Source organism: Plantactinospora soyae, from assembly GCF_014874095.1.
GTDB classification, from domain to species: domain Bacteria; phylum Actinomycetota; class Actinomycetes; order Mycobacteriales; family Micromonosporaceae; genus Plantactinospora; species Plantactinospora soyae.
Genome location: NZ_JADBEB010000001.1, coordinates 7,586,937 through 7,611,012, shown reverse-complemented (window position 1 = coordinate 7,611,012; position 24,076 = coordinate 7,586,937). Strand labels below are relative to the sequence as shown.

23 protein-coding genes are annotated in these 24,076 nt (G+C 71.5%); 10 read left to right on the top strand and 13 right to left on the bottom strand.

What is annotated here, in order from left to right; all coding sequences use genetic code 11:
• Positions 1 to 35: 35 nt before the first annotated feature.
• Positions 36 to 929, bottom strand: a complete 894-nt coding sequence (locus tag H4W31_RS33375) for a hypothetical protein (protein ID WP_192770253.1) — start codon at positions 927 to 929, stop codon at positions 36 to 38.
• Between the two features lie 269 nt (positions 930 to 1,198).
• Here H4W31_RS33375 and H4W31_RS33370 point away from each other — a divergent pair, with 269 nt between their 5' ends.
• A complete protein-coding gene (locus H4W31_RS33370; protein ID WP_192770252.1) occupies positions 1,199 to 4,453 on the top strand; it encodes a BTAD domain-containing putative transcriptional regulator in 3,255 nt (1,084 codons plus the stop codon).
• 69 nt (positions 4,454 to 4,522) lie between these two features.
• On the opposite strand, the gene H4W31_RS33365 is transcribed toward H4W31_RS33370, so the two are convergent.
• Complete coding sequence (locus H4W31_RS33365; protein WP_192770251.1) at positions 4,523 to 4,834, bottom strand: hypothetical protein; 312 nt, start codon at positions 4,832 to 4,834, stop codon at positions 4,523 to 4,525.
• 522 nt (positions 4,835 to 5,356) lie between these two features.
• On the opposite strand from H4W31_RS33365, the gene H4W31_RS33360 reads away from it, so the two are divergent.
• Positions 5,357 to 5,983 (top strand): DUF642 domain-containing protein, encoded by a 627-nt coding sequence (locus tag H4W31_RS33360; RefSeq protein ID WP_192770250.1) that lies wholly within the window; start codon positions 5,357 to 5,359, stop codon positions 5,981 to 5,983.
• Here the strand turns inward: H4W31_RS33360 and H4W31_RS33355 are convergent.
• From H4W31_RS33355 to H4W31_RS33345, 3 genes are all read right to left on the bottom strand, one after another.
• Complete coding sequence (locus tag H4W31_RS33355; RefSeq protein WP_192770249.1) at positions 5,980 to 7,050, bottom strand: LacI family DNA-binding transcriptional regulator; 1,071 nt, start codon at positions 7,048 to 7,050, stop codon at positions 5,980 to 5,982. The two genes, H4W31_RS33360 and H4W31_RS33355, sit on opposite strands and share 4 nt — an antisense overlap.
• A gap of 363 nt (positions 7,051 to 7,413) precedes the next feature.
• Positions 7,414 to 7,749: an ArsR/SmtB family transcription factor gene (locus H4W31_RS33350; RefSeq protein WP_192770248.1), complete on the bottom strand. Its 336-nt coding sequence runs from the start codon at positions 7,747 to 7,749 to the stop codon at positions 7,414 to 7,416.
• Between the two features lie 4 nt (positions 7,750 to 7,753).
• On the bottom strand, positions 7,754 to 8,227 hold the full coding sequence (locus H4W31_RS33345; protein WP_192770247.1) for an SRPBCC domain-containing protein: 474 nt from the start codon (positions 8,225 to 8,227) through the stop codon (positions 7,754 to 7,756).
• Positions 8,228 to 8,349: 122 nt separating this feature from the next.
• Here H4W31_RS33345 and H4W31_RS33340 point away from each other — a divergent pair, with 122 nt between their 5' ends.
• Positions 8,350 to 8,859 carry a hypothetical protein gene (locus tag H4W31_RS33340; RefSeq protein ID WP_192770246.1) on the top strand — a complete coding sequence of 170 codons (510 nt, stop codon included), beginning with the start codon at positions 8,350 to 8,352 and terminating at the stop codon, positions 8,857 to 8,859.
• A 57-nt stretch (positions 8,860 to 8,916) separates the two neighbouring features.
• On the opposite strand, the gene H4W31_RS33335 is transcribed toward H4W31_RS33340, so the two are convergent.
• Genes H4W31_RS33335 through H4W31_RS33325 form a run of 3 tightly spaced genes read right to left on the bottom strand, consistent with a single transcriptional unit; the run spans position 8,917 to position 11,232 of the window.
• Positions 8,917 to 9,639, bottom strand: a complete 723-nt coding sequence (locus H4W31_RS33335; RefSeq protein WP_192770245.1) for an SDR family oxidoreductase — start codon at positions 9,637 to 9,639, stop codon at positions 8,917 to 8,919.
• An 11-nt stretch (positions 9,640 to 9,650) separates the two neighbouring features.
• Positions 9,651 to 10,460 (bottom strand): AraC family transcriptional regulator, encoded by an 810-nt coding sequence (locus H4W31_RS33330; RefSeq protein WP_192770244.1) that lies wholly within the window; start codon positions 10,458 to 10,460, stop codon positions 9,651 to 9,653.
• Between the two features lie 55 nt (positions 10,461 to 10,515).
• The gene (locus H4W31_RS33325) at positions 10,516 to 11,232 is read right to left on the bottom strand and encodes a TetR/AcrR family transcriptional regulator (protein ID WP_192770243.1); all 717 of its coding nucleotides are present in this window, start codon (positions 11,230 to 11,232) and stop codon (positions 10,516 to 10,518) included.
• 82 nt (positions 11,233 to 11,314) lie between these two features.
• On the opposite strand from H4W31_RS33325, the gene H4W31_RS33320 reads away from it, so the two are divergent.
• The 3 genes from H4W31_RS33320 to H4W31_RS44525 all read left to right on the top strand — a co-directional run bounded on the left by H4W31_RS33320 (position 11,315) and on the right by H4W31_RS44525 (position 15,924).
• On the top strand, positions 11,315 to 12,463 hold the full coding sequence (locus tag H4W31_RS33320) for an epoxide hydrolase family protein (protein WP_192770242.1): 1,149 nt from the start codon (positions 11,315 to 11,317) through the stop codon (positions 12,461 to 12,463).
• A 384-nt stretch (positions 12,464 to 12,847) separates the two neighbouring features.
• On the top strand, positions 12,848 to 14,296 hold the full coding sequence (locus H4W31_RS33315; protein ID WP_192770241.1) for a family 43 glycosylhydrolase: 1,449 nt from the start codon (positions 12,848 to 12,850) through the stop codon (positions 14,294 to 14,296).
• A 455-nt stretch (positions 14,297 to 14,751) separates the two neighbouring features.
• On the top strand, positions 14,752 to 15,924 hold the full coding sequence (locus H4W31_RS44525; RefSeq protein WP_318783551.1) for an SGNH/GDSL hydrolase family protein: 1,173 nt from the start codon (positions 14,752 to 14,754) through the stop codon (positions 15,922 to 15,924).
• Between the two features lie 16 nt (positions 15,925 to 15,940).
• Here H4W31_RS44525 and H4W31_RS33305 read toward each other — a convergent pair whose 3' ends face one another.
• Entirely contained in the window at positions 15,941 to 17,740 is a 1,800-nt protein-coding gene (locus tag H4W31_RS33305; protein WP_225945801.1) for an alkaline phosphatase family protein, read from the bottom strand.
• A gap of 365 nt (positions 17,741 to 18,105) precedes the next feature.
• Here H4W31_RS33305 and H4W31_RS33300 point away from each other — a divergent pair, with 365 nt between their 5' ends.
• Positions 18,106 to 18,960: a helix-turn-helix domain-containing protein gene (locus H4W31_RS33300; protein WP_192770238.1), complete on the top strand. Its 855-nt coding sequence runs from the start codon at positions 18,106 to 18,108 to the stop codon at positions 18,958 to 18,960.
• A gap of 30 nt (positions 18,961 to 18,990) precedes the next feature.
• Here the strand turns inward: H4W31_RS33300 and H4W31_RS33295 are convergent, their stop codons facing one another.
• Both H4W31_RS33295 and H4W31_RS33290 read right to left on the bottom strand, forming a co-directional pair.
• A complete protein-coding gene (locus H4W31_RS33295; protein WP_192770237.1) occupies positions 18,991 to 19,386 on the bottom strand; it encodes a YciI family protein in 396 nt (131 codons plus the stop codon).
• Between the two features lie 62 nt (positions 19,387 to 19,448).
• Complete coding sequence (locus H4W31_RS33290; protein WP_192770236.1) at positions 19,449 to 19,838, bottom strand: VOC family protein; 390 nt, start codon at positions 19,836 to 19,838, stop codon at positions 19,449 to 19,451.
• A gap of 206 nt (positions 19,839 to 20,044) precedes the next feature.
• Here H4W31_RS33290 and H4W31_RS33285 point away from each other — a divergent pair, with 206 nt between their 5' ends.
• The 3 genes from H4W31_RS33285 (at position 20,045) to H4W31_RS33275 (ending at position 22,001) form a co-directional block, all read left to right on the top strand.
• Complete coding sequence (locus H4W31_RS33285; protein WP_192770235.1) at positions 20,045 to 20,875, top strand: MerR family transcriptional regulator; 831 nt, start codon at positions 20,045 to 20,047, stop codon at positions 20,873 to 20,875.
• The gene (locus H4W31_RS33280; protein WP_225945800.1) at positions 20,872 to 21,501 is read left to right on the top strand and encodes a GyrI-like domain-containing protein; all 630 of its coding nucleotides are present in this window, start codon (positions 20,872 to 20,874) and stop codon (positions 21,499 to 21,501) included. The genes H4W31_RS33285 and H4W31_RS33280 overlap by 4 nt, the downstream gene beginning before the upstream one ends.
• Before the next feature lie 149 nt (positions 21,502 to 21,650).
• Positions 21,651 to 22,001, top strand: a complete 351-nt coding sequence (locus H4W31_RS33275) for a DUF6223 family protein (protein ID WP_192770234.1) — start codon at positions 21,651 to 21,653, stop codon at positions 21,999 to 22,001.
• 27 nt (positions 22,002 to 22,028) lie between these two features.
• Here the strand turns inward: H4W31_RS33275 and H4W31_RS33270 are convergent, their stop codons facing one another.
• Positions 22,029 to 22,691, bottom strand: a complete 663-nt coding sequence (locus tag H4W31_RS33270; protein ID WP_192770233.1) for a response regulator transcription factor — start codon at positions 22,689 to 22,691, stop codon at positions 22,029 to 22,031.
• Positions 22,688 to 23,833: a sensor histidine kinase gene (locus H4W31_RS33265; protein ID WP_192770232.1), complete on the bottom strand. Its 1,146-nt coding sequence runs from the start codon at positions 23,831 to 23,833 to the stop codon at positions 22,688 to 22,690. Before H4W31_RS33265 ends, H4W31_RS33270 begins: the two co-directional genes overlap by 4 nt.
• Between the last annotated feature and the right edge of the window lie 243 nt (positions 23,834 to 24,076).

Sequence of the window (24,076 nt, the reverse complement as noted above, 5' to 3'; positions counted from 1 at the left end):
AGCCGGGGACGGCGGGGGCGCGTACCCGTCGGCGGCTACGCGGAGCAGATCGCGTACGAGGTGACGCTCCAGTTGCCGGCGAACGCGCCGTTCTCGGCGCCGGTCGCGGTGGCGGTGAGCAGACCCACGTTGGGGCGCAGATCGTCGATGACGACCGCACCGAGCGCCCCGTTGAGTTCGGCGCCCACCCCGTGCACCCGGGTACCGGCCGGACAGGCGGCCGTGGTGGCCGAGGCCGCCAGGGGTGAGGCGACGGCACTGGTCAGCACCCGTCGCACCATGTTCGCCGAGGGGTTGCCGCAGATCGCGTACCCGGTGATGTTCCAGTTGTTGGCGAACGCGCCGTTCTCGTACCCGGTGACCGTCGCCCCGGTCAGCCCCACGTTCGGGGTGAGGTCGTCGAGGAAGACGTTGCCGCCGGCACCGTTGAGTTCGCCGCCGAGGCCGTAGAGCCGGAGGCCGGAGGGACATCCGACGAAGACCGACTTGGGCGTGACGGAGTTGGTCACGCTGGTGAACTGGATGCGTTGCAGGTTGAGCGTGTTGACGCCGCAGATGGCGTACGCGGTGATGGTCCAGTTGCCGGCGAACGCGCCGTTCTCGACCCCCGTCACGAGCACGTTGTTGAGGGCGAGGCTCGGGGTGACGTCGTCCATGGTCACATTGCCCCCGGCACCGTTGATCTCGCCGCCGGCGCCGTAGACCCGCTGCCCCGCCGGGCAGGTGGCCACGATGCTCTTGCTCGCGAGCGAGTTCGACGCGCTGGTGGCGGTGACCCGTACCGGAGCGGCGACCCGGGTGCCGGAGTCACTCTGGGCGCCCACACCGGTGGCCCGGGCGGGCCCGCCGGCGCCGATCGTGCCGATCGCCATGACCAACACGAGGACCGGCGCCGTTCCGCGCCACTCCCTGATCTTCTTGACAGCCATCGCTGCAGATCTCCCTTCGTCGCCCGCCGCAGGAACTTGCGGTGGCGCACGGTTTAGCCTGGTCAGGGCCGTCACGGTGCGGTCCGGGTCGGATCAGGACGCGGTCAGGGCCGGATCAGGGACGCCGCCGGACCGGCGGTGGAACTTCCTGGTGGAGACGCTGTGTCGGCGTTCCGACTCTCGCTGGCAAATGCCCGGCTTGTGCCGACATGCTGACGCCCGGCGCCCCCCACCGTGTCGGTACCGGTCACCGGGGGAGGAGCTTCAGGTTGCGCACGTCATCCCTGCCGCCGTCGATCCGCCCGGGATCGCCCGTCCGGCCACGGCCCGAGCGCAGGCAGTGGTCGGCGATCCCGGGCCGGCGCTGTACCTTCGTGGTGGCCGCGGCCGGCTACGGCAAGACGACCACGGTACGGCGACTGTTGGCCCGGGCCAGCAGCCGATGGTGCACGCCGGCCGAATCCAGCGCGATCTTCGACGTCGACGCCGTCGAGGAACCGGACGTGCACCTGGCCGAACTGCTGCGGTCCACGGGCGACGACCCCGGGCACGATCTGTGGCTCGTACTCGACGACATCGGCCAGCTGCCCGGCGCGCGGCTGCGCGCCGTACTGGCTGCGGCGCGTCGGCTGCCCGAGCGGGTCCGGCTGATGATCCTCACCCGCAGTCCGCCGGCGTCCGCCCTGATCGGTGGCGGGTGCCGACGAGGCGAGCTGGGCGTGCTGGGGCCGGTGGACCTGGCGCTGTCCTGCCCGGAGGTGACGGACCTGCTGCGCGAGCAGTACGACCTGGCGGATCCGGCGCTGGCCCGGACCGTGCACCGGGCGACGGCCGGCTGGCCGGCCCTGGTCCACCTGCTCGCCCAGTGCCACCGGGACGGCGGGGGCCACGACGGCGCCCCGTCCTCGCTGCCCGGTGCCGTCGCCTGGGCCGAGGCGTACCTGGTCAGTGAGGTCTTTCCGGAGTTGCCGGCGGGCGCCGCCCGGCTGCTGCGGCAGGCCGCCCGACTCGACCCGGCGCATCCCGAACTGGTCGCCGGGGCGGATCCCCGGCGGACCGGGCGGCTGCTGCGCTGGCTGGCCGCCGTCGGGCTGTTCGGGCGGGAGCGGCCGGACGGAACCGGATATCCGGCGATCCCGGTGGTCGCCGGCGCGGTGCACCGGCACCTGCCGATGCCGCCGGCACAGGTCACCGTCCTGCGGGTCCGGGCGGCCGACTGGTACGCCGGTCATGGCCTGCCGGCGGCGGCACTGCGCGGTTACCAGGAAGCCGGCCGCGTCGACTCGGTGGCCCAGGTGTTGCGGGGCTCCGGCGTGCGGCTGCTCGCCGACGGCGAGAGCGCGGTGGTGGCCGCCGCGGTCGAGGCGCTGCCGGCGGCCCTGCGCGCGCCACTGCGCCAGTTGCGCGCGGACGCGTTGCGAATGGTCGGCGAGGCGGACTCGGCGCTCGAGATCTACCGGGCGCTGGCTGGTCGGCGGGCCGGACTGCCGCCGGCACTCGCCTGGCGGTACGGGCTGGTGTACCTGTTGCGCGGCGAGCCGCTCGCCGCGATCGGGGTCTTCGAGCAGGCGTCGACCGGCACCGGGCGGACGGTCGACGAGGCGCTGCTGCTCGGCTGGGCCGGCTGCGCGTACGCGCTCGCCGGGAACGTCGGCACGGCCCGGGACCGGGCACGCCAGGCGCTGGCGGTCGCCGCCGCCCCGGTGCCGGGCACGCCGGTCCGCCCGCCCGGCCCGGCGTCGTCGTCCAGGCGGGGGACGGCGGCGGTGCCGCCCGGTTCGGGCCGGACTCCGACCTCCCCGGGGCAACCGACGCCGATCTCCGGCTCGGACCTGACAGTCGTCCAGGCGTCGGTGACCGCCGGGGTGGCGGCGGGACTGACGGCGCGGTTGACCGGCGACCGGTCGGCCGTTTTCGGCCAACTCACCGAGGCGGTACGGCTGGCAGACACCGTCGGCGACCTCGGACTGGCCGCGTGGGCCCGGATCAACCTCGCGGCGGCCCGAGCCGGGGTGGCCGGGTACCGGGAGGCGGTGACCGAGGCGGCCGAGGCGGTCGAACTGGCCGAGGTCTCGGGACAACCACCGATGCTGGCGCTGGCGCTGGCCGTTCGAGGCGCCGGGCTGGCCCGGCTCGGCCGGCTCGACGAGGCGACGGCCGACTACGAACGGTCAGTGGCGGTGCAGCAGCGGATCGGTTCGGGGAACATCGCCGCGCCACTGATCGGTCTCGGACAACTGCACCTGCTGCGCGGCCGGGACAGCCTCGCCCGCGCCGCCTATGAGGAGGCGGTACGGGTCAGCGAACCGTGCGGGAACGTCTTCGCCCTGGTTCCCGCGCTGGCCGGCCTGGCGATGGTCATCGCCCGGGAGAACCTGTCGGCCGCCACCGCCCTGGCCGAACGCGCCGTCGAACTGGCCCGGGGCCCGCACGCGATCGTGGCCAGGTCCGCGCTGGGCTGGGTCGCGATGGCCGTACCGGATCTCCCCCGGGCGGCCCGACTCGCCGCCGAGGTGGAGGAGCAGGCACGGCTGCACCAGGACCGGGCCGGGCTCGCCGAGGCGCTGCGGTTGCGGGCCGCTGCCGAGCCGCGGTTCGCCCGGCCGGCGTTGCTGGAGGCCGGCGCGATCCTGCGCGAGATCGGGGCGCAGATCGAGGCCGATCGGGTGTGCGTGCTGATCGGCCGGTTGCCCGGGGCCGGTGCGGTGGACCGGATCGACGCCCGGGTCGCCGCCGCCCGGCTCGCCGAGGCGGACGTCGTCGTCCCCGCGCCGGCCGGTCAGCCGGGGCTGCCGGCGACGGTCGCGGTACGCACCCTGGGCCGGTTCGAGGTACGCGTCGACGGGCACCCCGTGCCGACCTCGGCCTGGCAGTCCCGCAAGGCACGGGATCTGCTCCGGATCCTGGCCGCCCGCCGGGGCCGACCGGTGTCCCGGGAACAGCTCGCCGAGCTGCTCTGGCCCGACGAGGAGCCGGGCCGGGTCGGCCACCGACTCTCCGTGCTGCTCTCCCTGTTGCGTGGTGTCCTGGATCCGCACCGCCGGGGCCCGGTGGACCGGTACGTGGTGGCGGAGCGGACCAGCGTGGCACTGGATGTCGAACAGGTGGAACTCGACGTGGAACTGTTCCAGGCCGAAGCGCTGCTCGGGCTGCGCCGGTTCGAACGCGGCGAAACCAGTCCCGCGCAGGACATCCTGTGCCTTGCCGAGCAGCGCTACCAGGGCGACTTCCTGGTGGACGACCCGTACGACGACTGGGCGGTCCCGGTGCGGGACGAGATGCGCCGGCTCTACCTGCGGGTGATCCGGGCCCTGGCCGAGCTGGCCCGGCACCGGGGCGACCAGGAGCAGGCGGCCCACCAGTTGCGACGGGCGCTGGAGGTCGAGCCGTACGACGAGCGGACACACGAGGAGCTGATCTCGGTGCTGACCTCGGCCGGCCGGTACGGCGAGGCGGACGAGGCGTACCGGCGGTACCGGCGGGCGATGGCGGTGCTCGGCGTACCGGCCCGGCTGGCCCGTTGAGGTTCCGGACCGCCCGGTTCGGCAGGGCTCCTGGGCGTCGCTGGTTCCCGCAGGCGGGCCCACGGGTGCTCAGAGGCCGAAGACGTCCTCCTCGGCGCCCTGCCGTACGCCGTCGACGAAGCCCCGGAACGCCGGGTCGTCCCGGTCGGCGGTCACGCTGGTGACCAGTTCCCCGGTCGCCTCGGCCACCGCGTCCACCAGCGGGGGATAGGTGAGGTCCACGTCGGCGAGTTCGTCCTCGTCCACCTCGGTCAGGTTCAGCACGTCCTGTAGCTGGTCGGCGTCGGTCTCCGGGTCCCCGGCCCAGCCCTCGCCGAGGTCGTAGCACTCGTCGTACAGCGCGCGCTGGTCCTCGGTCCAGTCGTCGTCGTAGTTCTTCACGCCGTACCTCCTTCGCCGTCCACCACCTGAGCATGCCCCGAGGCGGACCGGGTCGGAGCCGGTCGGCGGAAACGGCCGGCCCGGGGGCGGCGGGTTGGCGCCGGGGGTGGTGACCCGGCGTCACCTTTCTACCCCGGAGGCACTTTCCCCCGGCCGGGTTCCCCGCGACACGCCGACGGTGGAGTCCCGACCGGGGCGCGACTCCGCAAGACCGATCACATTCGGTCGACCCGACCGCGCTCGACCGGAGTGCCAGTCGGCACGCGGTTCAGTTGCGGCCGCGGGGCGAAACGGCCGGTAGCCCGACGGTGTTCGCCGCTGGGGCCGGTGGATGTCAAGACCCTCCGATGCTCAACCTGTTGTCGGATTCTGGCCGACTATCGGGAAGTGAACGACCTTGCCGGGCTTTGCGGCGTCACCGTAGCGTCACTGACAGGCATCGATCTTTCAGTCTTCGGTGGCCGATCCGCGACACGGAGTCCCGGCCCCGCCCCGCCGAGTACCTACGTCGGAAGGACAACCATGGCAACGACGCGTCCGCTTACCCATCGCGCGGCCATCGGAGTGGCGCTGGCGGTGGCGCTCTCCGCCGTACTGGCCGCCCTGACGGCGAGTCCGGCCGTGGCGGCCCCCGTCTTCGCCGACGGTTTCGAGAGCCCTGCCATCGCCAACGACTTCGTGGAGTTTGCCGCCGGCCAGCAGTTCGGCCCGTGGACCGTCACCACCGGCACCGTCGGCCTGACCCGCGACTGGCAGGCCGCGGAAGGTAACCAGTCCCTCGACCTCAACGGGTTCAGCCCGGGTGCGGTCGCCCGTACGCTGCCCACGAAGCTGCTCACCACCTATCGGGTGAGCTACGCCCTTGCCGGCAACCCCGACAACGGACCCCTGCTCGCGGTGGGCAGGGTCACGGCCAACGGCCAGACCGTCGACAGTTTCTCCTTCGACACCACCGGCCACACGCCGGCCGCCATGGGGTACGTGTACCGGACGTTCTATTTCACCAACATCCTGTCCGCCGCGACGGTCCTGCAGTTCGCCAGCACCACGGTGGGCGCCTTCGGTCCGGTCATCGACGACGTACGGGTCGAGAGCTGCCTGCTCGTCATCTGCCCTGCCGGCCAGGCCACGGCCGTCCGGGTCGCCTAGTCGCGCTCGGCCCGGGTGAGCGCCGGGCCGGTCCGGCCGCCGCCGAGCGAGGCGACCGGGCCGGTCGACTCCCGGACCACGAGCCGACAGGGCTGGCGGATCACGCCGGAGGTCCGTTCGCCGTCGAGGGCCGCGAAGAGCTGCTTCACCGCGGTCGCGCCCAGTTGTTGCAGGTTCAGGTCCACCGTGGTCAGCGGCGGCCGGCAGTCGGCGGCGAAGACCTCCCAGTTGTCGTACCCGACGATCGCGACGTCGTCCGGGATCCGTCGACCCAGGTCGAGCAGTGTCTCGGCGACGCCGGTGGCGATCTGGTCGTTGCCGCAGAACACGGCATCGATCTCCGGGTCGGCGGTGAGCAGCATCCGTCCGGCGTGCCGACCCCAGCGCTGGGACCATTCGCCGTAGAGCGGATCGCCCCCGGCCAGCGGCAGGCCGGCCTCGGTCAGTACCGAGTGCAGACCGGTCACCCGGTCCCGGGCGGCGCGGTAGGTCTCCGGGCCGGTGATGTGACCGATCCGCCGCCGGCCGAGCGAGACCAGGTGTTCCACCGCAAGCCGCGCTCCGCCGGTGTCGTCGGCGAGTACGGAGAGGTCGGCGGGATCGTCCGACTCGCCGTACACGTAGACGACCGGGACCGGGATGTCCCGGGTGAGCGACGGGCGGATGTCGTTGGAGTCGCCGAGGATGATGAACCCGTCCACCTGACGGGCCAGCAGCGTCCGGATGTAGTGTCGGCGCCGGATGACGTCACCCCGGGCGTCGCAGAGCAACACACACATCTGCTCGTTGCCGAGTGCGTTCTCGATTCCGAGCAGTACGGGGAAGGCGAACCGTTCTCCCAGCTCGTCGGTGAGCAGCCCGATCGTCCGGGTCCGCCCGGAGATCAGCCCCTTGGCCAGCGCGTTGGGGTGGAAGGCGAGTTCCTCCGCCGCCTCCAGCACCCGGCGTCGGGTGGCCGGTGCGACCTCGTCGCGGGCGTTGAGGGCCTTGGACGCGGTGGCCACCGAGACTCCGGCCCGCCGCGCCACGTCGGTCAGGGTCACTGACTGAGATCGTTGTCTGACCACCGAAATCCTTTCGGACTGTCTTTCGAAAACGGTCGAGCCAAGCGAATCCTAGTCTAGGCGGGTGTGCCGCAACTTACCCCCTCATGTGCGGGGTTGACATCGATATAACCCGCTCGCCATCTTCCGAAAAGGTTTTCGAAACCTGTTCTCCGGGCCTGCCTGGCACCCGGGTCGTTCGCCCTCTCGTCGATGGCCGCGCGACCCCTGGCGCTGGTGGCCTACCACCTGCGGGCCAGCCGTGGCCCGGCGACGATGCGGGTCTGGATGCCGACCGGGTGACGCCGGTGGCGGTGGTACCCGGTCGGCCGGAGGTGTCACCGCCGAGTCAGGGTCGTCCCCGACGGAAAGCCTCGTCCTGTCGGGTTATTCCTCAACGGACGGCGGGAACTCGGCCAGGCGCTGGAGGGCGGCGAGCCGGACGTCCCAGGCGTGGGCCGTTTCCGACAGCCAGCGCGCGGTCGTGCTCAGCCGTTGCGGATCTACCGAGAACCGCACCTCCCGGCCGACCCGGTTCCGTCGGACGAGGTCGGTCCGTTCGAGCACGCCGAGGTGCTTGAGGACGGCGGCCCGACTGATCGGCAGTGCCCTCGACAGCGCCGAGGCGCTCCTCGCCTCGTCGGCCAGCAGCGCGAGCATCTGCCACCTCGTCGGGTCCGCCAACGCGGCCAGTACGGCGGTCGGCGGGTCGGCGGACGGCACGGCGTCAGCCGACCGGGTCACCGGCGTGGGCGGAGAGCCCCGCCAGCCCGCCCGACCAGCCCTGGATGGTCGCGTCCCGGTGCGCTCGTCGTTCCTCGGCCGAAAGGGTGAGCTCCGCGAATCCGCTCTCGGTGACCTGTACCCGCGTTCCGTTGGTCGGCGTCGGCTCCAGCCGGAACACCACCCGGGTCTGCCGGCCCGGCTCCGGATCGGCGTCGGGCAGGCTTGCGTAGCGGTACGACAGCAGGGTCGGCGGGGACACCTCGTCGAGTACGCCCCGGTACCGCCCGTGCTCCTTCCAGTGGTGCTCGAGCACTCCACCGGGACGCAGATCCAGCACGGCTCCGTCGAAGGCGTACCAGACCTTGAGGTGCTCGGGTCGGGTCAGCAGTTCCCAGACCCGCGCGATGGGCGCGGCGATGACGATCTCCCGCGTCACACTGTCCTGGTCGTCCTGGTCGTCCTGGTCGTCAGGCATTTCGGCTCCCGGAGAGGTCGCGTCTACTGTCACCGTATGGTTGCAGGTGGAGAAGCAACCTGCAACCCCTAGGTTGCAGGTTCCGGATGAGGTTGTCGGACGCCGTCCGTATGCTGCGCCGCATGACCGAGTCGACCGTCGCACTGCCCGACGCGGGCAGCGTCTCCGCGAGCTACCGGCAGCAGACCAAGGTGGTCGCGCCGGCCGCCGGCCTGAGCCTGCCCGGTGCCGCGCTGAAGTGGTACGACATCCACGGGACCGACCAGACGATCGCCGACGGGGTACGCGCCGAGGCTCGGGACTTCCTCCGGGCCGAGGCCGAGGGGACCGGACTCGACCTGCGGAACGAGCTCGGATTCGTGATCCTGCACCGGTGTGGCGAGTCGTTCCACTTCCTGCTCGTCTCCACCTGGCGTGGCAACAACGAGCTGTGGGAGACGGTCTACGCCCGGGACGGCGGCCCGTTCCAGCCGTTCCCGCAGCCGGGGACGCACCGGGGCACGTTCTGCGTCTGGGAGTTGGCCGCGGTGCTGCACGAGCAGCAGGCCTGGATCCGCTACCTGCGCTCCACCCGGGACGATGCCGCCCGCCAGGCCTACCTCGCGGACCAGTACGCGGGCCCGGTCGGTTAGCCCGGCCCAGGCGCCGCCGCGACAGAAACTCCTGGCTGGGCCCCGCCATCGGCACAGTCAGACGAGCAGGCCGCCCGTCGCGCGGATGTTCTGGCCCGTGATCCACCCTGCGTCCGGTCCGGCCAGGAAGGCGACGACGGCGGCGATGTCCTCCGGCTGGCCGAGCCGGCGCAGGGCGGTGAGGGCGGCGGTCTGGGCCAGGGCCTCGGCCGGGTTCACCGCCCGTAGCAGGTCGGTGTCGGTGGCACCGGGCGAGACCGTGTTGACGGTGATGCCCCGGCTGCCGAGTTCTCGGGCGGCCACCGCGGTGAACTGTTCCAGCGCGGCCTTGCTGGCGCCGTAGAGCGCGTGCCCGGCCGCCGGCAGCACGGTGCTGAGGGTGGAGAGATTGACGATCCGACCACCGTCGCGCAGTAGTGTCGCCGCCTCGCGCATCGCCAACAGGGGAAACTTCGTGTTGACGGTCATCACCCGGTCGAACTCCGCCGCGGTGATGTCGGCGATCGACGTACGCGGGTTGATGGCGGCGTTGTTGACGAGGATGTCGAGTCCGCCGCGTACCGGCGAGAACATCGCCGCGAGACTGGTGAGGTCCGCCTGGTCGGCGCGGACGGCGATGGTGCCGTCGAACTGGTCGACGAGTTCGTCGGCCGCCGCCCGGTTGCTCCGGTACGTGAACACGACCCGGGCACCGGACTCGGCGAACCGCCGCACGATGGCCCGGCCGATTCCCCGGGAACCGCCTGTCACGAGTGCCGTCCTGCCGGTGAGCGATGCCATGCGTCGGGACGCTATCCGGGTACGGGCCGGAGGTATTGAAGAATCGCGCACAGTTCGGCCGGCGTGACCCCGGCCATCGCCCGCATCTGGCGGTTGAGATGCGGCTGGTCGGCGTACCCGCTGTCGACCGCCGTCCGCGGCAGGCCCGCGCCCCGGCCGAGTAGGTACACGGCGTGCTGGAAGCGGGCGATGCGGGCGACGGTTCCCGGTGACAGCCCGATCTGGCGCCGGAATCCGAGTTCGAGGTAGCGGCGGCTGACGCCGAGTTCCTTGGCGAGGGTGCCGATCCGGAGCCGACCCCCGGGCCGCTGGAGTCGCCACCAGGCTTCGAGGACCGGTCCGTCCGGCTGTCGCTCCGTGGCGGACCAGGCCGCCAGTCGGTCGTCCAGCACCGCGAACCGGCTCGACCAGTCCGGCGCGTCGCCGAGCCGCTCGGTCAGTTCGGCGTCGTGCTGGCCGAGAAACTCCGCCAACGGAACGGTTCCCTCGGTCAGCGCCGGCATCGGTACGCCCAGTAGCGCGGAGACTCCGGCGGGGGTGAGACCGACGGCGACGCCGTGTCCCCAGCAGGTGCGCCCGGACACCGTCGAGGTGCTGCGGGGCCCGGTGACCAGCCCACCCGGAGCGCTGAAGTCGACGATCAGGGTGGTGACGTTCAACGGCAGGATCCGGTGCCGGACCTGCGCCCCCGTGGCCGAACGGAATCCGGAGTACCCCAGCACGTAGGGCCGCAGTCGTGGCGGTGGCAGCGCGGTGACCGTTTCGCAGGCCCCGGGCTGCGACCGGGTCGGCACCGAGTGGATCTGCGTCAGGTGCGCCATCACCCACCATCATCGGTACGCTGCGGGTTTGCCCGCGGCGTGCTACCGGGATCGATCAGTTGCCGGGCGGCGGGGTGTCGGCCCCCGACCCGGTTCGCCGCCACCGCCACGTCATCTCGTCGCCGGCCGGCGCCGGTCCGGGCAGTGTCGGGCCGTCGCCGTCGCGCATTCCGTCCACCAGCAGCGCCAGGTAGCGGCGGCGCAGTTCGTCGGTGCGGATCGGATCCGGCAGCCGGATGGCCGCGCACGCCTCCAGGATGAAGGCGACGTCGGCGACGACGACGTCGGGGCGCAGTCGCCCGCTCGCGTGGGCCCGGTCCACCAGCGCGGCGGCGAGTTCGTTGGCCAGCACGGCGTCGGCGCCCATCTCCGCCGTCGGCGTGAACGTACCGGCGAGCCGGACGGTCAGGGAGTGGACGTCCGCCGCGACGAGCTCGTCGAGGAAGGTGACCAGTGCCTGCCACCCGTCGGGCTTCTCGGCCGCCTGCCGGGCCGTCGCGACGTAGTGGCGCAGCCCGTCGTGGCAGAGCTGGCGAAGCAGGTCCTCCTTGCCGGGGTAGCGGCGGTAGAGGGCGCTGATGCCGACTCCGGCCCGTTCCGCGACGGCGCCGATCGGGGCCTTCGGATCGGCGAGGAAGACCTCGCGGGCGGCCGCCAGGATGACCTGGTCGTTGCGGGCGGCCTGGGCCCGGCGGCCGGAGAGGGCGGGGCCGGCCGGTTCGGCGGCGGGATTTCGGCTTCCGGCGGCGGGAGTTCCGCTTCCAGTGGACATGTGACGAGAGTATCACCGGAACAGATCGTTCCGCTCTGCTATGCTGAACCGGAACGAAGCGTTCCGATCCGAAGGAGCTGTCATGTCGAACACCGAGATCCGCCCGTACCGGATCGACGTCCCGCAGGCCGAGCTGGACGACCTGGCCGCCCGGCTCGGTCGGACCCGCTGGCCCGACGAGCTGCCGGACACCGACGGTGCGTACGGGATGACGAACGCCCGGGTCCGCGCGCTCGCCGGCTATTGGCTGGAGGAGTTCGACTGGCGGGCACTCGAAGCCCGGCTCAACGGATATCCGCAGTTCGTCACCGAGATCGACGGCGAGACGATCCACTTCCTGCACGTCCGGTCGGCGCGCGAGGACGCGGTCCCGCTGCTGCTCACCCACGGCTGGCCCGGCTCCGTCGTCGAGTTCCTCGACCTGATCGAGCCGCTCACCAACCCCGGGGACGCCGACGCTCCCGCCTTCCACCTGGTGATTCCGTCGCTTCCCGGGTACGGCTTCTCGGGGCCGACCCGGAGCGCGGGTTGGCACCGGGACCGCATCGTCCACGCCTGGGTGGAACTGATGCGCCGACTCGGCTACCGGCGGTACGGCACGGCCGGCAACGACGCGGGTTCGATGATCGCGCCCGAGATGGGCCGGCTCGACCCCGAGGGCGTGATCGGGGTGCACGTCACGCAACTCTTCTCGTTCCCGTCCGGCGATCCGGCCGAGTTCGAGCGGTTCACCCCGACCGACCACGCCGCGCTGGCGCACCTGCAGTGGTTCTACGAGAACATGTTCTCCTTCAACACCCTGCACAGCCAGCAACCGCAGACACTGGCCTTCGCGCTGGCGGACTCCCCGGTCGGGCTGCTGGCGTGGAACGCCCAGTTGATGGGGGAGAGCCTCGATCCGGAGTTCGTCATCGCGAACGTGGCCATCTACTGGCTGACCCGTACGGCCGGCTCGGCGATCCGGCTCTACTACGAGGACGCGCACGTGGCGCCGCCGGCAACCCCACCGGGGCCCACGACCGCGCCGACCGCCCTGGCCATGTTCGCTGGCGACTTCCAGTCGATCCGGCCACTCGCCGAGCGGGACCACGCCAACATCGTGAGTTGGAATGCCTACGACCCGCCGCGCCGGCCGGGCGGGTCGCGTGACGCGGGCGGTCACTACGCCGCGCACGAGGCACCGGAGCTGCTCGTCGGCGACATGCGGAGGTTCTTCGCCAGCCTCCGCTGACCGGGTGGGCCTGCTCGACCGGGTACGTCGCCGGCACTCCTGGCCGAGGAGCCCGCCGAAAACGTTTCGGAACGCCCTGGGAAAGATGGCTGTAGTCAGCGTTGCGGAATCACCTGGGTTGGTGACATCCCGGAAACCTTGCCGAAAAGGTTTTCGTAAGTCATCGTGACGTGGAGGCGGACGTCGAGCGCGATCGATCGCTTCGAGTCGGGGCGGTCCTCGCCGAGACGGGAGCGCCGCCGGGGACAGGCTGCGCGACCCTGCTCGTCAGCTGCTCTGTGGGCCGTTCTGCGGGCGGATATATAGATCTTAGTCGATCAATGATCCGAGGGGTCGCCAGCATTCCCGTCCGCGATGTCAGTTCCCAACCTGAGAGGAGCGGTTATGCGAGGACGATTGCTCGGCGCGGCCGTTGTCGCCGTCGTCGGGGTGGCGTCAGCCCTGGTGGTGGCGACCGGTCCGGCTTCGGCCGCGAACCCGATCATCACCAGCGTCTACACCGCCGACCCCGCGCCGCTGGTCGTCGGCAACACGATGTACATCTACGCGGGCCGTGACGAGGCGGCGGCCGGGAACAACAACTTCGTCATGCGGGAGTGGCGGGTGTTGTCGTCCACGAACGCCGCCACCTGGACCGATCAGGGCGCCAGAGCCAACATCGCGACCTTCCCCTGGGCCGGCGCCGACGCCTGGGCCAGCGAGGTCGAACCCCGCAACGGCCGGTACTACTGGTACACCTCCGTCAACGGCAACGGCGCCGGCTGGATGAACATCGGCGTCGCCGTCGGCGACAGCCCGCTCGGCCCCTTCACCGACGCCAAGGGCGGCCCGCTGATCAGCGACAGCACCGCCAACTCGTCCGGCCTCAACATCGACCCCACGGTCTTCGTCGACGACGACGGTCAGACGTACATGTACTGGGGCGGGTACTGGGGAGTGCGCGCGGTCCGGCTGGCCAGCAACATGATCGACACCGTCGGCTCGGTGGTGACCCCGCAGGGGTTGACCAACTACTGGGAGGCGCCGTTCATGTTCAAGCGCAACGGCCTCTACTACATGCTCTACGCGGCGAACGACACCCAGGGCTGCGTCACCTCGTCCAGCTACGCCTGCCAGCGGTACGCCACCGCGACCAACCCGATGGGCCCGTGGACCCACCGCGGTGTCGTGCTCGGCCAGGTCTCCTCCACGACCAACCACGCCGGGGCGGTGGAGTTCAACGGCCAGTGGTACATGGTCTACCACAACGCCAACGCGCCGGGCGGCGGCAACTTCCGCCGCTCGGTGGCCGTGGACCGGATGTACTTCAACGCCGACGGCACGATCCAGCCGGTGGTGCAGACGACCACCGGACCGCCGGCCAACCCCGGTGGCGGCGGTGGTGGGGTCCAGCCCCCGGCCGGTACGAACCTCGCGCCCGCCGCCACCGGCTCGACGTCGTACGTCTCCTCGTGGGAGACGCTCGCCGCGATCAACAACGGCGGGGTGCCGACCAGTTCGGCGGACCGGAGCAACCAGGCGTACGGCAACTGGCCCGAGCAGGGCACCCAGTGGATCGAGTACACCTGGCCCTCGGCCCGGAGCGTCAACCGGACGGCGGCGTACTGGTTCGACGACGACCAGGGCATCGACGTACCCGCCTCCTGTCATGTCCAGTACTGGAACGGCACGGCGTACGTGAACGTGCCCGGCCAGTCGACGTGCGGCGTGGCGGCGAACACCTACAACGTGACGACGTTCAACACGGTCAGTACGACCCGACTGCGGCTGTCCATCACCGCCCGCTCCGGCTTCTCGACCGGTGTCCTCGAGTGGATGGCGTTCCAGCCGTGAGCGCGCGATCCATCCGGTCGGTCTGTTCGACGTGAAGACGTACCTCTCCTGACGCCGTCGCTGGGGAGGGGCGACGTGTCGCAGCCCCTCCCCGCACCGGGCCCGGCGGCCCCCGGATGGCCCCGGTGGCACCGATCCGATGGAAGGTCGACGGCGCGCCGTCTTTACGTTTCGACGCCGGGTCAGTAACGTTCCATCGACAAATGACGATTGGTGGGCGGCGGCGTCGCCTTCCGGATGTCCCGCCGGGTCCAGTGGCTGCTCACAGCTGCGCCGACGGGCGCCCGAGAGGAGGACGCGCCATGAGCGGAAGACGGTCGCTGTTAGCCTTGGCCGCGGTGGGGATGCTTACGCTAGCGGCTGTCGTCGGCTCGTCCGGACTTGCGACCCTGAGGTACGGGCCCCAGGGATCCGGCGAGCCCGGCACGATCCCGGTCGGACCGGGTGGGCGCTGGGTGACGAGCTGGACCTCGATGCCGCAGCTGACCGAGCCGCACAACATGCCCCCGGCACCGTTCACCCAGCAGAATCTGGTCCTGGCCGACAGCACGCTGCGGCAGACCGTCCGGGTCTCGGTGGGTGGCCAGCGGATCCGGCTGCGGCTGTCCAACGCCTTCGGCGGTGCACCGCTGCCGGTCACCGCGGTCTCGGTGGCACTGCCCGCGCAGGGACAGGCCGGGGTCAGCGCGATCCGGGCCGGCACCTCCCGGCCGGTGACGTTCAGTGGCCGATCCGCCGTGGTCATCCCGATCGGCGCGCAGATGGTCTCCGATCCGATCGCCCTTCCGGTGCCGGCGCGGTCCAATCTCACCGTGACGCTCTACCTGGCCCAGGGACAGGCGTCGAACAACATCACCTCGCACCCCGGCTCCCGGACCACCTCGTACCTGCTCGCCGGCAACCACCTCACCGACGCCACGATGCCCGGTGCGACGCCGGTCGAGCACTGGTACTTCCTCAGCGGCCTGGAGGTGTCGACCAGGCACCCCGTCTCGGCGGTGGTCATGCTCGGTGACTCGCTCACCGACGGACGTGGTTCGACGACCAACGGCAACGACCGCTGGCCCGACCAGTTTCTCGACCGGCTGCACGCGCAGCGCCGCCCGAGCACCGACATCGCCGTACTCAACCAGGCCGCCGGCGGCAACCGGGTCCTCAACGACGGGTTGGGTCCCAGCGCGCTGGCCCGGCTCGACCGGGACGTCCTGGCCCAGAGCGGGGTCGGCTGGCTGGTGGTGTTCGAGGGCGTCAACGACATCGGCACCGCCGGGGCCACCGAAGCCGTCCAGAAGGCCGTCACCGACGACCTGATCACCGCCTACGACCAGATCGTCACCCGCGCCCACGCCCAGGGCATCAAGGTGTACGGAGCGACGCTGACCCCGTTCGGCGGCAGCGGCTACGACGACCCGCAGGGAACCCGTGAGGCCAGCCGGCAGGCGGTCAACGAGTGGATCCGCACCGGTGGCCGGTTCGACGCCGTAATCGACTTCGACCGGGCTGCCCGGAACCCGGCGAACCCCCGCCAACTGCTGCCCACCGCCGACACCGGCGACCACCTGCACCTCAATCCCGCCGGCTACCGACTGCTCGCCGACGCCGTCCCGGTCGGCCTGTTCCGATCCTGACGCCGGTGGCCCGTGGCTACGGGCCGAAGGCGGTCAGGAACCGGTCCCGGAAGTCGTTCATCGGCCACACCGGGGTCTGTGGACCGGGCCGCAGGCCGTCCTGCCAGCCCCAGCCGGAGATCCGGTCGAGCACTGCCCGATCGTGCGCGACGATCGTGATCGGCACGTCCCGGCTGGCGTTCTCGCCGGTGACGAGCGGGGTGGCCTGGTGGTCACCGAGGAAGACCAGCACCAGGTCGTCATCGCCGTACGTCTCGACGTACGACACCAGGGTGTTCAGGCTGTACTCGACGGAACGCCGGTACTCGGTCCGTACCCGGCCGGTGTCCCGCCACACGTCGTCCGGCGACTCGCCGGCCGCGGCGATGGGGTCGAAGACCGAGCCGTCACCGACGTCCTTCCAGTCGACGAGTTGGGGGATGGGCGCCCACGGGGCGTGGCTCGAGACGAGGGGGATCGTCGCCATCAGCGGGGCCCGGTCCGGCTTGGCGCGCTCGGCGCGTTCGAACGCCGTCAGGGTGTACTGGTCGGGCATCGGGGCGTAGCTGAACTTCGGGCCGCGGTACCCGAGCTCCGGGCCGGAATAGATCTGGTCGTACCGGAAGAACGCTCCCTCCGGCCAGGCCTGGTTGATGGCCGGCATGACGCCGACGGTGCGCCACTGCGCACGCTGGAACGCGCCGTTGAGGGTCAGCCGGTCGCTCGCCACGAGGTTGTTGTAGCGCTGCTGGTTGTCGATCCACAGCCCGGAGAGCAGCGTGGCGTGGGCCAGCCAACTGCCGCCGCCCACCGTCGGTGAGGTGAGCCAACCGCTCTTCGCGGTGTAACCGGCGGCGTTGAGACGGCTGTTCCCGGCCTCGAGCACCGCGCCCACCTGCGACGCGAACTCCGGATCGTCGACGGCGTCCCGCCCGTAGCTCTCGATGAAGGCGACGACGACGTCCTTGCCACGCAGCGCGGTCAGCAGCTTGTCGCCCGGTACGTCGCGGAAGGTGTCGACGTCGGCCTCCGAGGCGAACACCTTCTGGTCCTGGAAGCCGTCGCGGGCCTGGAGGATACGGTCGTAGGCGAGGGTGCCGACCGGCACCTCCGGGACGATCTGCACCCCGAGCAGGGTGCAGGCGACGCAGGCGACCCCGAGCGCCGTGACGGTATGGGTCGTCGCCGTCCGGTGCCGGACCACGAACCGGGTCAGGCGCAGGACCGCGAGCGTCATGAGGATGGGTACGGCGATCGCGAGCAGGGCGGCGCCGATCAGCGCGGCGATCGCACCGACCCGGCCGACGGAGTCGGTGAGGAACCCCACGGCGGCCTCGATCGAGATCCAGTCGAGCACCGGGTTGAACGGCCGGGCGAGCGCGGCGTAGAAGCCCATGTCGATGAGCTTCATGATGGTCAGCACGCCGAGCAGCACGCCGATCGGCACCGCCACGATCCGCCGCGCGCGCGGCGGCAGGACGAGAACGAGAGCGACAGCGAGGAGTCCCTCCACCGGGACGCGCAGGAACTCCCCGGGCGTGAGCTGACTGATCCGGTTCGGCGCCAGCAGGGCGAACAGGACGAGCAGGCAGGCCAGGGCGGTGGTCAGCCCCGCCGCGACCGCCCGGCCCCGTCGACGCCCGTCCACCAGTACGTCCTTCGGGACGTCGTCATCCGGTGCGCCGTTCTCCGGTACCCGGTGGTCGTCGGCGGGGGCGGCACCGGCACCGTGCGGGGAACTGTCCCGGGTGTCTCCGGTGTCCTCACCCGGCGTGCTCGCGGGGACACCCTCCCCGGTCGGGCCCTCCTCCGCCGCCGCCCGTTCCTGGTCCGGCAACTGACGAGAGCGCGTGAAGAACGACAAACCAAAGGCCCTTCCGTACGAAGTCCGCCGAGGCTGGATCACCGCCACGAACGCCGGTTGGCGTCCCCGTACGGGATCGGCGGCGCCGAAGTGTGTCCGGCCGACTACCAGCGGTTTGGCCTGGTGGACCGGCTCAGTAAGTTAACGGGCGCGCTCCCCGTCTGACAAGCCGTGCCGCCGTGCCCACCCGACGGTTCCGCCCCGGACGGGCCGGCGGAATCGACCCACGGAGCAGGCTAGACGTCGCGGCTGTCGGCGGATGACGTACGTCGGGTCCGGCCGATGCTGGTAGGGGCAGGGCCACCCTGCCGACCGTGTCGATGTGTACCGTTCCGAAGGTGAGCGACAACGAGCTGGGTGTGTTCCTCCGTACCCGCCGTGAGGCTGTCACACCCGCGCAGGTCGGACTTCCCGCCGGATCCCGTCGTCGTACGTCGGGGTTGCGCCGGTCCGAGGTGGCGATGCTGGCCGGGGTCAGCGTGGAGTATCTGACCCGCCTGGAGCAGGGTCGGGACCGGCGGCCGTCCCCGCAGGTGCTCTCCGCCCTGGCCGACGCGCTGCGGATGACCGCGACCGAACGGATCCACGCGTACCGGCTCACCAAGGGCGCCGACGGCAGTTTCACCTGCATGGGCGACGTGACGCCCGGACGCGTCGTACGACCCGGCGTGCGGGCGCTGCTCGACCGGCTCGATCCGGCCCCGGCCGTGCTGCTCAACCGGCTCAGCGAGGTGGTCGCCCACACGGCCGGGTTCGAACGCCTGGCGGGACCGATCGGGCTGCTGGACGGAACGCCGGCGAACCTCGCCTGGTTCGTCTTCACCGACAGCCGGGCGCGGATCGCCTATCCCGACTGGCACCAGGTCGCCGACGAGCAGGTGGCCGCGCTCAAGCAGGGCCCGTTCGGGTCCGACGCGCACTCGGCGATGCTCGCCGACCAGTTGACCGTCGCCGCTGGCAGCGAGTTCACCCGGCGGGTCGAGACCCTGCCCGGACTGCCGAGGGCCAACGGCGTCCTCCGGCTCGTCCATCCGGAGGCGGGCGAGCTGCGGCTGGCGTACGAGACGCTCGACCTGCCCGCCGACGACGACCAACGTCTGGTCGTCTACCTGCCGGCCGACGCCACGACCTCCGACGCGCTCGACGGCCTCCACCGTCGCCGGCAGCCCGTACTGCGGGTGGTGTCGGGCTGACCGGACGCTCCGCGCCGGGGCCGCGCGGGGTCACAGCCCGGGGCCGGACATATCCATGATCGGACGTACCTCCACGGCGCCGAACCGGGCGTCGGGGAACCGTGCCGCGATCTCGGTCGCCCGCTCCAGGCTGTCGCAGTCGAGCACGAAGAACCCGGCCAACTGCTCCTTGGCCTCGACGAAGGGGCCGTCCGTCGTCGCCGGGACCCCGTTGCGTACCCGCACGGTCCTGGTGTTGACCGAGTCGGCCAGGGCCGTGCCGCTGACCAGCTCCCCGGCCTCGGTGATCTCCCTGTACAGACTCTCGGCCTGCCTGCTCAGCTCGTCGCGGTCATCCTGCGACATCGCCAGCGCCTCGGCACTGCGCAGGAACATCGGATGCTCCCAGTTCTCCGGGTTGCTGTAGATCAAGAGCAGGTACTTCACCTGGACCCCTTCCGGTTCCATGACACGGTTGCCCCGCCGTCCGCCCGCCCCGGCACCGTCGGCTACGCCGGTGGCCCGGCGACGCCGATCAGGTTGCCCTCGGGGTCGGTGAACTGTCCGACCGCGAGATCTCCACCGGATGCCGGCTCGGGGCCCATCCGGCGGGTACCGCCGAGGCTCTCGGCCTTGCGGAGTGCGGCCTCGACGTCCGGTACGCCCACGTAGAACAGGACGCGGCGATCGTAGCCCGGACCGCCGCCGATCCCACCGTTGATGCCGGTACCGTTACCGGTCGTGGTCCCGGCCACGAACCCGTAGTTGCCCGGCTGGGAAACCGCCTCGGTGGCGGCGTCACCGACGTGGAACTCCCAGCCGAACAGGTCTGCGTAGTAACCGCGGAGCTTTGCCGGGTCGGTTCCGATGATCTCGAAGTGCACCACGGTCTGTCCCATGACTGATCCCTCCCGCGCCGATCGTTCGGCGACGTGTCGTGGCGCCCCGGACGGACGCCTGCGCAGAGGTCGGAGCGGAGGCCACGGTCTCGACATCCCGCCGCCGGCGATTTCCGTCGGCTCGGTGGCAGCTACCGCAGACGCTCTGCCCGGCTGGACTCTCCCCGGTTGGACTCTCCCCGGGTGGGAGGGTCCAGGATGGGTCCGTGACCAGGGATCTACTGCCGATCGGGACCTTCGCCCGGCTCTGCCGGCTCAGCGTCAAGCAGCTTCGGCACTACGACGAGTCGGGTCTGCTCCGTCCGGCCACCGTCGACCCGGCCACCGGCTACCGGTACTACGACCGCGACCAGGTGCGCGATGCCATGGCGATCGCCCTGTTACGCCGGCTCGACGTACCGCTCGCGGCGATCGGCCAGGTGCTCGTCGGCGATGACGGCGTTCGCGCCGAGGTGCTGCGGGCGGAGCAGGGCCGGTTGGAAGAGCGGATCGCGGCACAGCGACGCAGCTGGCAACTCCTGGACCGGCTGTTGACCGGCGGGCTGCTGGCCGACGGACTGCTCCAGCAGGAGGTCAGCCTGAGCCGGGAGCCGGCCCGTCGGTTACTGGTGCGCCGGGCCGTGTGCGCCCCCGAGGAGATCGGCATGGCCATCACGCGCTGCGTCGGGGAGCTGATGGGCGCGGTGGTGGCGATCAGGTGGACACCACCGCTGTACGGGCTGTTCCCGGTCGACCTCGGCGCACACGTAGCGGTGGCGGTCGGCGTGGAGAGCGCCGAGCCGACCTCCGCCGACGGAACGGTCGGGGGTACCGAGATCGTGTATCTGCCGTCGGGACCGGCCGCGGCGGCGGTGCACGTCGGCCCGTACGAGCACCTGGCACTGACGTACCAGGCGGTCTTCGCCTGGATCCACGAGCGCGGCCTGCGACCGTGCGGAAGCGTGCTCGAGGCGTACCTGACCGACCCCGGTACGAGCGATCCGGCCCAGTTGGTGACCCGGATCGTCGTACCGGTCGATGACGAGGAGCTGAGTTGACGAGCATCCCGAAGACCGACTTCAAGAAGGTCCACCGGAACCTGTACACGGCCAGCGCCGCACCCGCGCTGGTGGACGTACCCGAGCTGGCGTTCCTGGCCGTCGACGGGGTGGGCGATCCCGACGGACCCGCGTACCGGGAGGCGGTGGAGGCGCTGTACGGCGTCGCGTACGGCCTGCGGTTCGGGCTGAAGAAGGCCGGCGTGCTGGACTACTCGGTGATGCCGCTGGAGGGACTCTGGTGGGGCGCGGAGGGGCAGCGGAACCTACCCGAACAGGACCGGTCGACCTGGAACTGGACCATGCTGATCATGCAGCCGCCGCAGGTGGACGTCGACCTGGTCGCGGAGTTCGTCGCCGCGGCGGCGCGGAAGAAACCGTCCGGCTCGCTGGAGCGGCTCGAACTGCGGCACCTCACCGAGGGACGGAGCGCGCAGGTGCTGCACGTCGGGCCGTACCGGGAGGAGCCGGCGACGCGTGACCGGCTGATGGCCTTCATCAACGAGTCCGGGGACCGGCTCTCCGGAGAACACCACGAGATCTACCTCTCGGACCCGAGGCGCGCGGCGCCGGAGAAGCTGCGGACCATCCTCCGGTACGCGGTGGCACCCGTTCCGGCCCGATAGCCCGTCGGAGAACAACCGCGGTGGTACGACGCCCCGAGCGCGCGCAACCCGGGTGGTAGCCCGATCGGCAACTCCGGCATGACGACCCGCGACCGTCCCCGTACATACGCTGCCGCGTGTACTCGTCATGCGAGCAAAGGGGAATCTCCATGTACGTCCGTCATCTGCTCACCGCCGCCGCCGATGTCCCCACCATGAGTTCCGGGCGACTCGGGGCGAGTTCCGCCGGCGTACTGGGGCTGATCGGCGTGGTCGTCGGCGGGTTGGCGCTGGCCCGCCCCGGCAGCCGTATCGGTACCGGCTCCGGCCGGCTCGGCGCCACCGTGGCCCTGGTGACGGGGCTTATCGGAATGGCCCTCGGTGGGCTGGTCGTGGCCACCTCCGACAGCGGTATCGGCACCGGCAACGGACGGGCCGGTGCCTACGTGGCCCTGGTGGTGGGGCTGGTCGCCCTCGTCCTCGGTGGGCTGGCCCTGGCCCGCTCCCGCGCCACCGGCTGACCGGCTGACCGGCTGACCCTGAGGTGGTCAGGAGCGGGCGAGCCAGCCGGGAACGGTCAGGCCGGACTCGTACGCGAGGATGACCAGCTGGGCCCGGTCCCGGACCTGGGTCTTTGTCATGATCCGACTCACGTGCGTCTTGGCGGTGGCCGGGCTCAACACCAGCCGCGCCGCGATCTCGTCGTTGGACAGGCCGGCGGCCACCAGTGCCATCACCTCGCGCTCCCGCCCGGTGAGCGCGCGGAGCCGTGGGCCCGGGTCCGGATGCGGGACCCGGGCGGCGAACTCGGCGATCAGCCGGCGGGTGATCGACGGCGCGATCAGCGCGTCACCGCGCGCCACCACCCGCACGCCGTGGATCAGTTCCGCCGGCTCGGTGTCCTTGACCAGAAAGCCGCTCGCGCCCGCCCGTAGGGCGCCGTAGACGTAGTCGTCGAGGTCGAACGTGGTCAGGATGATCACGCGGACGTCGGGATGCGTGGCGATTTCCCGGGTGGCGGCCAGGCCGTCCAGCCCGGGCATCCGGATGTCCATGAGGACGACGTCCGGGCGCAGTTGCCGGGCGAGCCGTACCGCCGCGGCACCGTCGGCGGCCTCGCCGACCACCTCGATGTCGTCCTCACCGTCCAGGATGGACCGGAAACCGGCACGTACCAGGTTCTGGTCGTCGGCGAGCAGCATCCGGATCACGCTGGCGCTCCCGTCGGTAGCGGGCCGGGCGGCAGCCGCAGGCGGGCGCGTACCCGGAAGCCGCCGTCCGGCCCTGGACCCGTGGTCAGCGATCCGCCCAGCGCGCGGGCCCGTTCGCCCATGCCGACGATGCCGTTGCCGGGCGGGCCCACCGCGCCGCTGCCGTCGTCTTCGACCTCCACCAGTACATCGTCGTGGTCGGGCCGGACCCGGATCACCGCGGTGGTCGCGCCGGCGTGCCGGGTGACGTTGGTGAGTGCCTCCTGGACGATCCGGTACGCCGCCAGGTCGACCTCCGGCGGCAGCGGCCGGGTCTCGGTCAGCTCGGTGTGGATCTCCAACCCGGACCGGACGGCCAACGTGACCAGCTCGTCGAGGCGGTTCAGGCCGGGCGTGGGAGCGGTCGGCGACTCGCCGGGCTGCCGCAGGATGCCCAGCGTCGTACGCAACTCCCGCAACGTCTCCTTGCTCGTCTGCTTGATCGCGATCAGCGCCTGCTCGGAGCGGGTGGGATCCGGGCGGTGCAGCGCGGCGCTGGCCTGCACGTTGATCAGCGAAAGGTGATGGCCGAGCACGTCGTGCAGCTCGCGGGCGATGCGCAGGCGCTCCTCGGTGGCCCGGCGCCGGGCCTCCTCCTCCGTGCGCTGGTCCGCGACGAGCGCCCGGGCCCGCGCCTCGGCGAGGTAGGCCCGGCGGTTGCGGGTCACTCCGACGATGACGGCGACGAGCCAACCGGCGTGCAACAGCGTCGCCCCGTTCGCGGTGTTCTCGGTTCTGTTGTAGCTGTCCGCGAGGGCGAAGGCGACCACCGAGGCGAGACCGAGCCCGATGGCGACGGCGAGGTGCCCCTCGTCGACGACGGTGTAGAGGGCCACGACGAAGACGAGCATTATCGGCCCCGGCCGGTGCAGCAGGGCTCCGTAACTGCCGACGGCGGCCAGCGCCACCACACCGACCGCCACCGGATGGCAGCGGCGGAGGTACAGCGCGGCGGAGGAGGCCAGCACGGCCAGCAGCGCGGCCCATTCGGCGGCGGTGTCGATGCCACCCGCCTGCACCACGAGCCCGGTGACGGCGACCAGGCCGACCACGGGCACCAGGGCCGTGTTCGCGGCCCGGCCGTGCCAACCCCACGCCGACATGCGCCGAAGCCTAATCGTCGGCAAGCGGGTGGGAGAAGGCTCGGCCGTCCGGGTTCAGACGGGGGCGGCGACGCTCACGGCCTCGGGCAAGCCGCCGCCCGGTGGACCGGGCAACCCGATCGTCGTACCGGATCCTGCCAGGTCGCCGGGCCGGATCCTGCCAGGTCGTCGGGCTGACCTGACCCGAGGTGTGTCAGGATCCCCTGAGGGGCCCGAGCCGATCCGGTCGGGCGATCGGGCTGG